Origin of the sequence: Alteraquisediminimonas sediminicola, assembly GCF_019740335.1 — a bacterium.
GTDB lineage: Bacteria > Pseudomonadota > Alphaproteobacteria > Sphingomonadales > Sphingomonadaceae > Alteraquisediminimonas > Alteraquisediminimonas sediminicola.
Genome location: NZ_JAHXZS010000010.1, coordinates 1 through 12,621 on the forward strand (window position 1 = coordinate 1; position 12,621 = coordinate 12,621).

Sequence of the window (12,621 nt, forward strand, 5' to 3'; positions counted from 1 at the left end):
TCGGCTTGACCGTGGCGTGGGCGGCCAGTTCCTTGTCGCGGTCCTTATGGAAGCTGTTGTTGCCGCGATAGGTCCAGACATTGGTCCGGTAGCGGCCATTCTCGCCGAGACCGAAATTGTTGATGTGTTTTGCCGTTCCCGTTTTCCAGGCAAATATAAGCTCATGCTGGGAACGGTAGAAGGTTCCCATACCGCCCGACCCCTTGTTCCAGACGATGAGGTTTTTGAGTTCGGTATAGGCGCGCTCGCCGGCCTCCTGCATCTCCACGCTATGCCGCCAGTCCATGCACTGAAAATGAATGGCGCCATCCATACTACAGGCTACCATGTTCATGAAGATCGTCGTCAGGAAGCTGGTGAATTGTCCTTTTACCATTTCACCTGCGGCCATGGCAAAGTCCCGATGCTTTGCGCGACCTTTGCCGGAAATCATGCGCATCGGCGTGTTGAACGGCGGATCGCAAAACGCCATCTGGGCGAGTTCATTACCCATCAACTGCTGATAGCTGGCCTTTTCCTGTGCGTCGCCGCAGAAAAGGCGATGATCCCCCAATGCCCAGAGGTCGCCAAGGCGCGTGACCGGCACTTCCTCCACAACGACTTCAGGCTCGACGGGACTTTCCTGTTCTGCCGGTTCGGCCACGATCTGGTCGATTTCGCAGGTGGTGAAGCCGGTCAGCTCGATATTGAGGTCCAGGTTGAATTCGAGCAATTCGCCAAATTCGAGCTTGAGTTCATCCAGGTCCCATTCGCTCATGGCCCCGAGCTGGTTTTCAGCGATGGCATAAAGGCGACGCTGCTCATCGCTCAGATGTGAGGCGTCGATGACGGGGATCTCTACCATGCCAAGTTCGCATGCCGCGATCCAGCGTCCGTAGCCGCAGATGATCTTCTTGTTCGCGTCCACCAAGACGGGGTCTATGAACCCGAAACGCCTGACAGACGCTATGATCTGGGCAATCTGGCGAGGACTGTGCTTGCGCAGCTTGCGTGCGGGGGGAGTGAGGCTCTCGGGGTCGACATATTCGATGACGAGCTTCAGCTTCTCGTGAAACCGGTTGCACGAGGAGGCTGGTGCGGGGGACGGTATATCGATCTTCGAGGTGGGACGTTTGCGGGTCCTAACGGCTTTGTCAGTCATGGTATTTTTCCAGGCCCGGCAGCTATCGACGAGCGGACCAGATCCCTGAGGAACCGGTCGACTGTCTAAGCTGCCTCGCTGATCGGAAATGACCACGACGCTGCCGCATGAAGGCCTCGCAAGAGAGAGGCCAGACCGCGCCGGGGCGGGCGGTTGCGAGAGGTCTTCTTAGTATAGGTTTGCACGTTTGGCAAGATGGAAAATTATGTCAAGACATTGAAAAGTTTGACGAAAGATGTGCATCAAGGTGTCTCTGTCGCCCCTGCTTTTCCGCACTGAAGCCCTGTTTTTCGCATATAAAGATAGCGGTCTGTGGGCCTAAATCTATGCAGAAACTCGCCAATTCAGAGCCTGTCACAATGGCCATGTGGCGAATACGCCCTGCTTTCCCGGGAATATCAGGGAGACTGGTCCCTGACACCATGCACTACGCACCATTCACTTCCTCAGATAACCCGATATTCGGGTCTCAGTGTAAACTGGCAGGTGAATGGCGCGGTTCCGCGCCATTTGCGACGGACCAATATGCGTTGAGGACAGAGACGCGGGCTTTTGGTACCTCAAAGCCGCCAATATCGCCCGCCGTCTCAACTAGCCACTTTGCTGTCCTCACACCTGTTTGCGGAAAATCCGGCCTATTGCAGCTGCAGAGCATCCAATAAAAAACCGGCCCAACAGGCCGGCGATGCACTCATTAGATGAACGGTTGCGATCAACCAAACCCAAGGACTCGCCGCTGCTCGGTCCAGTCATTAGGGACACACGATAGACGGAGCAGCGAGCGAGAGGTCAGTTCAACTGGCTGACGCCCCGCCAAGATGGCCATGATGATATCGGGTGCGAGAAAGTTAAGTCGTGCCAATCGCACCAGATGACTGCGCTGATGGCTGTCGAATGCAGGCTGTCGTGTCACCAGTTGCTGCCATGCAGCGCGGCCTGAAGCCAGCAACCTGATCAACCGCTCATCCCGTTCAGCCGGTCGACTATCGGGCGCCGTAAACACAAGGCGCAGTTCATGACCTCTGCGCCGCAGACAGACCGGCACGGTCAGTCGCACCTGATGGCCGATAGGCAATGGGGTGTTGGCGATGCCAAGCTGATTAATCAGCGATGCGCCCTCCATGCAGATCACGATCTCGTCATGCTTGAGCGTGATGGCAGCCTGCAGATCTTCGAGCAGGGCACGCATAGTCATCGGGGCCTTCAGCTGCTCGGCTAATCTGTTACCCGCATCAGCAAGTTGGTGATCGCGATCGAGCTGCCCCAGTTCAGTTTGCAGCCTTAGCGGGTCGGTCAGCAGTTCCGTCATCGCGATGCGGACCAGTGATTCGAGATCGCCAGCGGGGAGACGCCAGGTCGGTTCCGATATGCCATCCACTGACTTGGACACATAATAACGATAGCGCCGCGTGCCTTTGCGGCCATGCGCCACCGTCATGGATCGTCCCAACCCATCGACGATCATATGACGCAGGATAGAGGGCTGACCCGTATGGGGTCGAAGGGCATTGTTGTTGAGCAGCGCTTGCGATGCGTCCCAATGCTCTCTGGAGATGATGCCCTGATGCTCTCCTTGATAGAGTGCTTCCTTATGCGGGATTAGCCCGGCATAGATCACATTGCGGATGATCCAATAGAGCGCTCCGGATTTGAACGGCTGGCCACCAATGGTCCGGCCATCCTTCATCGTCCTTAGCCGGGATGTGATCCCCCGGGCTGCCAGATCATCGGCCAAGGCTTTGAGCGAGCCACAGGCCTGATGGCGGGCGAAGATCAATTTTACGGTCTCAGCTTCCTCGGGGATGATGATCAGCTTTCGATCTTGGACCTTATAGCCCAATGGCACCGGACCTCCCATCCACATCCCCTTCTTCTTGGAGGCTGCCACCTTATCCCGGATACGTTCTCCGGTGACCTCACGCTCGAACTGGGCAAAGGACAACAAGACATTGAGGGTCAGACGCCCCATACTGGTGGTCGTGTTGAAGGCTTGAGTGACTGAGACGAAGCTGGCCTTGCTGCGATCAAGGATATCAACGATCCGGGCAAAGTCGGATAAGGCCCGTGTCAGGCGGTCAACCTTATAAACGACGATGACATCAACGCGCCCGGCTTCAATCTCTGCCAACAGTTGCTTGAGGGCGGGGCGCTCCATATTCCCGCCCGAATAGCCGCCATCATCATAATAGTCTGGCATCTGCACCCAGCCCTCATGGCGCTGGCTGACGATATAGGCGGCACAGGCTTCACGTTGGGCATCGAGGCTATTGAACTCCTGCTCCAGTCCCTCCTCCGTCGATTTACGGGTATAGATGGCGCACCGGATTTGTTTGACGCCTGCCGATGGTCCTGATCGCGCATTAGGCCGTACTGCCGAGCTACGCCGCGCCATGGTTTTGCTCCTGTGCCAGGCCCTTCATCTGCGGCTTGCGAGATGGTGGTCGTGAGGGCCGTCGGAGACCGAAGAACCGTGGGCCAGACCAATGAGCCTTGGTGATCGCGCGGGCGATATGGGAGAGCGAGCCATAATGCCGGTCCGCATAAGTAAACCCCTCATCGGTCACCATCACTGCATGGACGTGCCCATTCCACTCCCGCAGTAATCGAGTCCCCGGTTTGAGCCTGATCTCAGGCTCACACACGTCGACCTCGCCATCACTCATTAGCGCATCCAGCATCCGCAGTGCTGACGGTGGCAGGCTGCCTAATCTCTCCTGCTGAAGGTGATGGGCCAATGATAACCGCAACAACGAGATCGGCACTTGAGGGGCGGCCTCGCCGAATATCTGCTGCCACTCGGTTTTGACAGCAGCGGGTGAGAGGATCGACAGGTTCGCCACCCTGTCTGACACCTCGCGCGTCATTGTTCTGCGCCAATGAGGTAATAGTGGGCTACGCCTTGCTTGACGGCGTGTTCGACCACATAGCCGCGTTTACGTAAGCCACTCACCGCCGCGCGGATGCTATGGGGTTGCCAACCGGTGAGTTCGCCTAGGTCAGCGAGGGCGACGCCATCCTGCTGGCCAAGCAGGTGTAGCACCTGTGCCATCTTGCTGTCGGGACGAGGGCTCCAGCGTTGCGAAGGGGGATTCTGCTGCTGAGCATGTACATTGATCATGGGGGTGTCTCCAGATGGAGCCGGCACTGCGCCCGCTCCCACCACCCAATGCCCTGATGATCACACCATCAAGGCTAGAACCCGTCGCCGTCATCTCGACGACTGCTCAGACACACCAATGCTCGGAAATATTAGGAAGTCGAGTGCTTTGGTGAAATGCGGACTGAGAGTTTAATGAGTACAAGTTTGATGCCTGACGGGTGCAACAATGCGCCTACCAGCCGCGTGGCGTGAACGAAATCGGGATATGGCGAGAGCGAACGGAAGGACGCACCATTTATACTTTTAGCTCTGGACGATCTGCTGACTTAAAAATGCAGACAATAGCCCGCTAGTTTCAGTAGGGAGTTGATCCACGAAAAAATGGCCGCCAGGCAAGGCCCATGCCACCAAATGCTCGCAACGCTGCTGCCACGTTGCCGGTATGTCAAAAAGACGCGCCAGTAGCCCCTTGGAGCCGTATAGCACTAGCGTCGGGCAACTCACTTTCTTCTGAGCGGAAGCGGCGTCCAAAGCCCAGTCCACATGGCGCGCAGCACGGTAATCGGCGCATGATGCATATATCATATCGGGGTCACGCCAAGCCGCGCGATAGGCATCAAGCATATGCTGATCGAACGTCTCGATAGAAGCTGCACCCCAGCTCACAAGACAGGTGTCAAAAAAGCGATCAGGATCGGCGCCAATGATATGTTCGGGCAAAGGCGCTGGCTGCGAAAGAAATGGCCAGTGCCAATAGGCATGGGCTATGTCGCTGTTCATGCGTTCGAACATGACATTGGTAGGCACGATATCGAGGAGTGACAATGAGGCCACCGCCGCAGGGTGGTCGAGCGCCATACGGTAAGCGGTGCGCGCGCCCCGATCATGCCCTACAAGATGGAAGCTTTCAAACCCCAGTTCTTGCATCAGCTGCAATTGATCCTTGGCCATGCTGCGAAAAGAATAGGTCGATTGGTCGGCAGCGCATCGCGGCTTTGAAGAGGCCCCATAGCCTCGCAAATCTGCGCAAACGACCGTGAAAGACATCGCCAGTACCGGCGCAACCCTTGCCCACATTTCCTTGGTTTGGGGGTAACCGTGGAGCATCAATACAGGCGGACCATCGCCGCCTTGCACATAGGCGATATCCACACCATCTTCGCTCACAAATCTGCCGTGTTCAAATCCCTCAAACATGCTGTCCCGTCCGGAATTTTTATATGTGTTCCGTGATCCAAATAGGGGGGCGCGCCAATGTGCAAAGCTGTCTGTTCAAAAGCAACGGCAATGGGGCGCCCGCAGGCGCCCCATCTTACTAACTATTATTTAAACGCAAACCCAAAGGTCACCCCATAGGTTGCCGGCATGCCAGCAAAGCGTGCCTGCGAGTCCAGCGAGGGGATAACCGAGGTCCAATAATATTTGTTGAAGACGTTCTTGCCCCAGAGCATCACCTTCCATGCACCACCATCCGCTTCGTAACCGATACGGGCGTCAACCGTTGCATAACCCTTGATGTTAAAGACATTGCCGCCAAGATCGGGGCGCGTGAATGATGCCGCCGAATAAGGGAACGGAATGCGGTTCGCACCGATCACCGCGTCCGAATGGGTGCGCGCGTTCACGGTCGTACCGACAAAAGCCGTGCCACCCGATTCCAGCTTGTGGCGGTAATCGACATTCACCACGCCCGACCATTTCGGCGTGTAGGGCAGTGAATCGCCGACAAAATCATCAAGCTGCCCATAGATGTTGTAACGCCGTTCCAATGGCGGGTTCTTGGTGATCTTCGAATCCAGATACGTCACGGCGGCATTGATGCTCAGGCCTTCGACGGGCCGCACGGTCACATCGGCTTCCACCCCGAAGACGCGTGACTTGGGCACGTTGATCAGCGCATCAAGCGCACCAAAGGTCGGATCGGTCAATTTGCCGCGGATCTGCTTGTCCTTATAGTCATAATAGAAAGCAGCACCGTTAAACTGGATCCTACGGTCCGCCAGCGAGGCCTTGAAGCCGCCTTCATACGCCGTCACCGATTCCTGCGTGACCGGCAGCATGCCCTTATAGCTGGCCACGGACAGGCTGGGGAAGCTGCCTGCCTTATAACCGCGCGAGACGTTGGCATAGAGCAGCACATCGTTGCTGACCTTGTAATCGAGACCGGCGCGCCACGACACATTGTCTTCCTTCAGCGTGCCGGTGATCGGCGGGCCGTTGGTGAAATCGGCGGCATAGGTGAAGCAGGTGCCATTGACGCCCGCGCCACCAAACAGTCCATCCACTCGGCCCGTAGGCGTGGTGTAGGAGCAGATCGATGAATCGATCGTGCTGTTCGTGTAGCGCGCCGCAGCCTTCAGCGTCAGTTGCTCGGTCAGATCGAATTCAAGGTTGCCGAAGAAGGCGTAATTCTCGATGTCCTGACGATTGGTGACGCCGCTGACAAGAATCCAGTTGAGGCTCGGCTTGCTGTTCGAAACATTGAAATAGGGCAGCAGCTGATCTTCAAAGGTCGTGCTGTTTTCGTAATTTGCGCCCAACAGCCAGCGAATTCTGGAGCTAGGGTCATTCGCCAACCGCCATTCCTGGTTGAAGCTCTCGATGAAGCCATCGGCCTTTTCAAGATCCCATGTCACCAGCGGCATACCATCCTGGTCCACGCGCTGCTTCTGATCGAAATCGGTATAGGATGTCAGTGACGTCAAGGTGAGATTGCCAAGCTCGACATCCCCACGCAAGGCCAGTTGCCACAGGCGACGGTCGGACATTGGGTCGAAATTGCCCAATTCGCCCGTGCCTTCGACATAGCCGCCGTCACCATTACCGGGCGCACCGCCGAAAAGTTCAGGCGTCAAGAACTGGCCCGTGCGCGGATCAACGACCATGTTGCTCCAGTCCGCTGCACGCGCATTATTCGGCGCGAAGGCCGACACGGCGGTTGCGGCGATCAGCGCAGCGTTGCTGCTATCCGGGGTCTGCGGGTTAATGCTGATCAGCTGCTGCGCCTGCGGCTGCGACTTGTCGCGCCAGCCATTCGCGTTGAACTGTAGCTTGATATTGTCGGTGGGTTCGACTTCAAGCAGAAGGCGACCCGCCACATAGGACTTATGTCCATTGGTATCGTCACGCGTGACGCTCTTCTGCCAATCGTCCGAATTCAAACCGGTGACGGCCACACGCATGCCCGCGCGATCGCCAAGCGGACCACTAATGAAGGCATTGCCTTCAATGGTATTGAAACGGCCATAGCTGATGTCGCCGCCGGACTGCCAAGTGTCGGTCGGCTTGGCTGCGATATAGTTGATCGCGCCGCCAGTCGAGTTCTGGCCGAATAAGGTGCCCTGCGGCCCCTTCAGGACTTCGACGCGTTCAAGGTCATATGCAGCGTGAGAGGCCAGGATCGGAAACGACAAAGGGGTCTGGTCAATATAGACGCTGACTGCCGGATAGACGCCGAGCGAGCTTTCCTGAAAGCCAATGCCGCGCAGGGTGAAAATCGGCGTGTTGGTCGTGCTTGGCGAAAAGGCAAGGCCGGGGACGATTGACGCGATGTCTTCCAGCGAGCTGATCTTGCGCTCCTTCAGCGCTTCACCGCCAACAGCGGTCACCGTCAGACCGACGTCATTGAGATTCTGTTCGCGCTTGTTGGCGGTCACCACGATCTCGTTGTCGTCAACATTGGCGCCGACATCTTCTGCAAAAGCGACACTGCTGCCGCCCGCCATGGCAAGCGCAATGAGCGCCGCACTTACATACAAGCCGGACTTGGATACATTTTTCATAGTGTTAACCTCTCCCCATGCCATGCAAACTTCGTTGCATTTACGTGCTTTTGGTGAGGCGAAACTAACTCAGTGCCGTGATCGAACAAGGGAAGAGCCTGCCAAAATCTATTACTTTGGTGACACGCTCTACGTCCAGCATGTCACCGGCGCACATCATCAACACCGGCTTTCACATTGCTCATGTGTTGTCATCTGCGTTTAGCTTCGTTGCGAAGCGCTATACGTCCTCGCTGGCCGGACGTCCGGGGCCGGACCGGAAACTCCCCGGTGAAACACCGTACCAGCGCTTGAACGCCTTGCCGAAATTGGCCGGACTGTCGAACCCTAGCAATGCCGACACCTGTTTGATCTTCATCTGATCATTGGCCAACAGCTCTCGCGCTCGGGCGCGCAAAAATTCGTCCGTCACCTCGCGGTAGCTCGTGCCCAGCCTGCGCAGCCGTCGGATGAGTGTGCGGGACGTGAGATGCAGCGACGCCGCCACTTCGTCCAGCGTTGGCAGCGGACGCAGCCGATCTTCGCGCTCGAAGCCGCTGGCAAGACACGCGCGCACGCGGCCGAGCGTCTCGCGCTCCACCGATGATGCCATCGTCGCTTCGCACTGCGCCAGCGCGTGGACCCATGTCGATTCGACATGCCCGAGGTTGCGCAGCGCACGCCATTCGGCTGGGATGACCAGCGCATTGCGTGTCGTGCCGAAATGCACCGGGAAGGGGAAATACGCGCGACAGCGGTCGGCATGCGCGGTGGCAGGATAATCCAACTCCAGCACCACTTGCGACAGATCCACGCCATAAACCGTTTCCAGATGCTTCTGCAAAAGAACGATCGGCGTCTCCACAAGGATGGGCTTGACCGCGCCCAGATCGATCAGCGGGCATAATTCCGCGTAAAAATACTCGCCTTCATGGCGGCCCTGCATGTGCATATAGGGGATGCGGCTAGGGAAATAGCGCAAGAACGCATCGATGCCATGGCCCAGCGTCGGCGCACTGACCAATGCAATGCTGGCCGGGCCGTGAAAATGATCGGCGAGACTATTCGCCCATTCATAATACCACGCAGGATCCTCCGCAAGTTCGAGCGTGTTATGGGTGTAGGTGAGCAATTGGGCGACGGTGATGCGGTACTCTGGGTCTTGCAGATTTTCTTGTGTCAATCCGGTGCCGGCAAAAATGCGCTCCAGATCGAACAGGCGCGCCAAATGCCGCCCATAGGTTATCGGCATCAACAGGGCTTCAATTGCACTGCGGTCCAGCATGCCTCTCTCTTTCACTCCTTAGATCGATCCCGCTTGTTGCGAGGCCATTTTGTGGAAGTCAGGCTGCCTCAAATCCGATCTGACACCCAAGGTCCAGATGGTCAATTAGCGCATTTTTCAAGCAGATTGCATCCGGAGTCGAGAAGAGAAGGTCGTTGACCATGCCCCCCTTTGCGTGTGCCGAACTCCACCGCTCCCCTATTTTTTGCAAGCACACGACGATGCAACCACATATATTATGAAAATGTGTAGAACCCCTTGATCATCTTAGCCAGTGTAATTTCGCACCCGGCAAAATTGTCGTCAAGATCTGACGCAAAGCAAGCCGCGGTCCGGATCTGGCGGCCCTATACTGACGACGGTCAAGAAGCTGATTCAGGGTGAAGTAAACAGGCCAACAAGGGCACTTGCCCTCGGGCTTCTCAGCGTCGATCCGCTTGAGAAAGCCCGAGGGGCGCGCAGTCAGGCACGCGCGAACTGGGCTTTCAGCCATGCGCTGGCTTCGTCCATCAACCGGCGGCTGATGTCGAAGCCCGAGAAGAACATAAAGAAGCCGTGGATCGCGCCTTCATATCGGGAGAGTTTGACCTCGCCTCCCGCTTTCTTCAGCGCCGCCGCATAGGCCTCTCCCTCATCGCGCAGCGGGTCGAACTCGGCGGTGATGACCAAGGCGGGGGGAAGATCGGAAAGATCATCGACACAGCTCACATTAAAGCGCTGGTCGCGACCATCATGCCCTTTTCCGAGATAATGATCGGTGAACCAGGCCATGTCGCGTTGCGTCAACAGATAGCCTTCGGCATTGTCGATCATCGACTGGCTCGGCGTGCCGACATGCGAGGTGACAGGGTAGATCAGCAACTGGGCGCAGAGCTTGCCCGGCAAAGATTGGCGCGCCTCAATCGTGGTGATCGCCGCGAGATTGCCGCCAGCGCTATCGCCGCCAATAGCAATGCGTTGGGGGTCGCCACCGATGTCTGAACAATGCGCCATCACCCAGCGCAATGCCGCCCCGGCATCGTCTATTGCGGCGGGGAAGCGGTGCTCCGGTGCCAGTCGATAATTGACCGAGACGACGATGCACCCAACCCCGCCACAGAGTTCGCGGCAGATCGGATCATAGGAATCTATATCGCCAATCACCCAGCCGCCACCGTGCAAATACAGCAGCACAGGAAACGGGCCGGTGCCATTCGGCGTGTAGATTCTCACTGATAAGCGCCCCGCCTCGATCACGCGATCTTCGGACTTGGCAATCGACTGCGTGGCCGGAAACAATTTGACCAGTTCATGGAGGCTGGCGCGTGCGGTCTCCACCGGCAGGGCGTTGAATTCAGGCGCGCCAGCCGTCGCCAAATCTGACAGAAATTTCTGAAGTTGCGGATCTAAAGGCATGAGTTAACCCTCTATTCGCAGATATGCGCTGATAATAATCGAGGTCGGAAAATGCGTGATCGGCCAGCGCTACATCACATAAGTCGACTTGAGCTGCCAATAACCGCTCAGCGCTTCCGGACCCAGTTCGCGGCCAAGACCGCTCGCCTTCACGCCGCCAAAGGGCGAACCAACGGCAGGCGCATAGCCATTGATGCCGATGGTGCCGGTTTGAATGCGCGCGGCCACATCCAGCGCGTGCGCTTCATCGCGGCTCCACACGGTGCCGCCGAGACCGAACGCGCTGTCGTTCGAAATGCGCACGGCCTCCGCTTCGTCGCCATATGGAATAATGGCCAGCACGGGGCCGAAGATTTCCTCTTGGGCAATAACGGCCTTGTTATCCACATCGGCGAAGACTGTGGGTTCGACGAACCAACCGCGACCCATATTCTTCGGCCTGCCCCCCCCAGTGACGAGGCGCGCTTCATCGCGTCCCTTCGCGATATACTGCTCAACGCGGTCCCGATGGGCGGATGATGCCATCGGCCCGATCTGCGTCGCCGCATCCAGCGCGTCGCCGACATTCAATTGCGCTGAGACGCTTGCGACCGCATCAACGATTTCAGCGTAGCGGCTGCGCGGCGCAAGGATGCGCGTGCTCGCGAAACAGGTCTGTCCGTTGTTCAAATACGAGACCATCGGCAAATTCTCGGCAAGCTTGTCGAGATCGGCGTCTTCGAGAATGATGGCGGCGGATTTGCCGCCAAGTTCGAGCGTGACCGGGCGCAGCAATTGACCGCATTCGCGGGCGATGATGCGGCCCGCCGCCGTCGAGCCGGTAAACGCGACCTTATCGACATCCTGATGCGAGACGAGATAAGCGCCCACTTCGCGATCGGCGGCCACCCAGTTGATCACACCCGGGGGTAGCTTCGCTTCGAGCACGGCTTCGGCGAGAATATAGCTGTCGAACACCGTGCCGGGCGAGGGCTTGATGACAAGCGTACAACCGGCCGCAAGCGCGGGCGCAATCTTGGTCATCGCCAGGGCAACCGGATAATTCCACGGCACGATGGCGGCGATCACGCCCACCGGGACACGGTCGACCAAGGTTTCTCTGCCAAGCTGCGACGGACGCGTTTCGCGCATCTGCTGCTGCTCGGCCAAGCCCGCATAATAATCGAGCAGCGAAATCGCGACATCGCCTTCGAACAAGTTGCTGAGCCACGCAGGCATGCCGTTCTGGCGCGACACCGCTTGGGTAAGTTCCGCTTTGCGGCGTTGCAGCGCTTCGCCAAAGCGTCGCAGCGCCTGTGCGCGTTCAGCAACCGGCAGATCGCGCCAGCCACTACCGTCAAATGCCTTGCGCGCCGCCGCGACCGCACGATCAATGTCGGCCTTCTTGCCTTCAGGCACCGTGCCGATAACGTCTTCAGTCGATGGATTGACCAAAGTGAACACCTGCGTGGACGAGGGTTCCACCCAAGTGCCGCCGATGAAAAACCGGGCTGTATTGCCATTGTCGCCGATCATGAAACTCTCCTCTTTTTTATATATCGTTGCGCGCTGTGATAATGACTGAACCGTTACGCCTTGAGACTGTTGCCGAGATGTGAAAAGCGTTCGCGCAGTTCGCGTTTGAGAATCTTTCCGCTCGCATTTTTGGGCAGTTCATCGATGATTTCCACGAGCTTTGGCGCTTTGTAGCCCGCCATGCGCGCGCGGCAGAATTGCAGCACATCCTCTGCGTTGATGCTATGTCCCGGACGCGGCACGACGACGGCTATGACAGCTTCGATCCAATGCGGATGCGGCACGCCGAATACGGCGACTTCGGACACGGCTGCATAAGTGAAGATCATTTCCTCCACCTCTCGGCTCGCCACATTTTCCCCGCCGGTCTTGATCATGTCCTTCTTGCGATCGACGACGCTGAGATAGCCTTCTTCGTCGAACA

At 57.5% G+C, this 12,621-nt stretch carries 10 protein-coding genes; all 10 read right to left on the reverse strand.

The window, feature by feature from the left end; translation table 11 throughout:
* Positions 1-1,141: ParB/Srx family N-terminal domain-containing protein (locus tag K6117_RS14300; protein ID WP_221796809.1), on the reverse strand; the 1,141-nt coding region annotated here is incomplete at its 3' end.
* Between the two features lie 712 nt (positions 1,142-1,853).
* Entirely contained in the window at positions 1,854-3,533 is a 1,680-nt protein-coding gene (locus K6117_RS14305) for a recombinase family protein (protein WP_221796813.1), read from the reverse strand.
* Positions 3,520-4,005, reverse strand: a complete 486-nt coding sequence (locus K6117_RS14310) for a DUF2924 domain-containing protein (protein WP_221796816.1) — start codon at positions 4,003-4,005, stop codon at positions 3,520-3,522. Before K6117_RS14310 ends, K6117_RS14305 begins: the two co-directional genes overlap by 14 nt.
* Complete coding sequence (locus K6117_RS14315; protein WP_221796820.1) at positions 4,002-4,259, reverse strand: DUF3489 domain-containing protein; 258 nt, start codon at positions 4,257-4,259, stop codon at positions 4,002-4,004. The genes K6117_RS14310 and K6117_RS14315 overlap by 4 nt, the downstream gene beginning before the upstream one ends.
* Positions 4,260-4,544: 285 nt before the next feature.
* On the reverse strand, positions 4,545-5,438 hold the full coding sequence (locus K6117_RS14320) for an alpha/beta fold hydrolase (protein ID WP_221796823.1): 894 nt from the start codon (positions 5,436-5,438) through the stop codon (positions 4,545-4,547).
* Positions 5,439-5,563: 125 nt separating this feature from the next.
* Positions 5,564-8,023, reverse strand: coding sequence for a TonB-dependent receptor (locus tag K6117_RS14325; protein WP_246605133.1), 2,460 nt, complete (start codon positions 8,021-8,023; stop codon positions 5,564-5,566).
* Between the two features lie 220 nt (positions 8,024-8,243).
* Entirely contained in the window at positions 8,244-9,287 is a 1,044-nt protein-coding gene (locus tag K6117_RS14330; RefSeq protein WP_221796826.1) for an AraC family transcriptional regulator, read from the reverse strand.
* A 462-nt stretch (positions 9,288-9,749) separates the two neighbouring features.
* A complete protein-coding gene (locus tag K6117_RS14335) occupies positions 9,750-10,682 on the reverse strand; it encodes an alpha/beta hydrolase (RefSeq protein WP_221796829.1) in 933 nt (310 codons plus the stop codon).
* Between the two features lie 69 nt (positions 10,683-10,751).
* Complete coding sequence (locus K6117_RS14340; RefSeq protein WP_221796832.1) at positions 10,752-12,197, reverse strand: aldehyde dehydrogenase; 1,446 nt, start codon at positions 12,195-12,197, stop codon at positions 10,752-10,754.
* A 53-nt stretch (positions 12,198-12,250) separates the two neighbouring features.
* The coding region (locus K6117_RS14345; RefSeq protein WP_425514722.1) for an AMP-binding enzyme at positions 12,251-12,621 on the reverse strand (371 nt) is incomplete at its 5' end.